1 protein-coding gene and 1 pseudogene are annotated in these 1,285 nt (G+C 73.7%); one reads left to right on the top strand and one right to left on the bottom strand.

All coding sequences use genetic code 11. From position 1 onward, the window contains the following. Positions 1-6: 6 nt before the first annotated feature. Complete coding sequence (locus tag G6024_RS11460) at positions 7-546, top strand: GNAT family N-acetyltransferase (protein ID WP_235027877.1); 540 nt, start codon at positions 7-9, stop codon at positions 544-546. On the opposite strand, the pseudogene G6024_RS11455 reads toward G6024_RS11460, so the two are convergent. Then, positions 470-1,285: pseudogene (locus tag G6024_RS11455) on the bottom strand (peptide synthetase); the annotation flags it as partial. The gene G6024_RS11460 and the pseudogene G6024_RS11455 sit on opposite strands and share 77 nt — an antisense overlap.

The following is a 1,285-nucleotide window of genomic DNA, read 5'->3' as shown; positions in this document are numbered from 1 at the left end:
CGAGGGGTGCAACCCGGGAGGGCCGGAGGTGTGAGGGCGATCCGCCGCGCCACCGTGGCCGACGCCGCCGGTTGTCTGGACGTGTACGCGCCGTACGTCCGCGAGACCACGGCGACGTTCGAGACCGAGGTGCCGCCGGTCGACGAGTTCGCGGCGCGGATCGACCGGGCACTGGCGGGGTACGACTGGCTGGTGGCCGAGCTCGACGGCCGGATCGTCGGGTACGCCTACGCCGGGCCGGTCAAGGACCGCGCGGCGTACCGCTGGTCATGCGAGGTGAGCGTCTACGTCGATCCGGGCGCGCACGGCCTCGGGTTGGGGCGGTCGCTGTACCGGGAGCTGTTCGCCCGGCTCGAGGCGGCCGGGTTCCGCCGACTGCTGGCGATCGTGACCCTTCCCAACGAGCCGAGTGTGGCTCTACACCTAGCCATGGGGTTCCGCGAGGCGGGCCAGCTGGAACGGATCGGGTTCAAGCACGGGCGGTGGCTCGACGTGGGGTGGCTGCAGGCCGACCTGGGACCGGAGTCCGGCGCGCCGCCCCACTGACCTGCTCGTGGTCTGCCTCGACCTGCCCGCCCGGCCCAGTGCGACCGGCGGCCGGGGTGGCGCGGCGGACCAGCCCGGCGCACAGCTCGTCGAGCCAACCCCCCACCGACCCGCGGGCGGCTTCGGTGCCCGGATAGCGGCAGCGCACGTGCAGCCCCGAACCGCTGACCACGAACCACACCATCACCCCGTCGGTCCGGATCGCGGCCGACACGTGCTGCGGGCTGAGGCTCAGGTCCACGTCAACCGGCAGGCGGCGGTGGTCGAGCCACGAGATCGCGAACATCCCCGGGGTGTGCGGCATCCCGCCGTACGGGGCGAGTATCGGCCCCAGTGCGTGCGAACCGAGGTCGACGGCCTCGCGCACGGCCACCGCGCACGCGGCCGGGTCGGGGTCGTCGCACTCGATCACGGAGTTGGTGATGAACCACCCCACCGAGTCGTTCCAGCGGGCGGTGCGCACATCGTGGCGGGAGTGCACCGGCAGGACCGCGCGCAGGCCCACCCCGGCGCGGCGGTGGAGTACGGCCGTCATCTCGGCGATCGCCAGCGAGATCATGCGTACTCCGCCGGCGGCGGCCGCCTCATCCAGGGCGGCGACCCCGGCCGGGTCGAGCACGTCGCGCACCTCGACCACCTCCTCGCGCGGGGTGGAGATGTCGCCCAGGTCGAGCGGGAATACCGGCATCTCACCGCCGCCGCGGGCCAGGATCGCGGCCCAGCGTCGGTGCACCTCGTC

The organism is Dietzia maris (assembly GCF_014144855.1).
GTDB lineage: Bacteria > Actinomycetota > Actinomycetes > Mycobacteriales > Mycobacteriaceae > Dietzia > Dietzia kunjamensis.
This window is presented reverse-complemented; position numbering and strand designations above follow the sequence as displayed.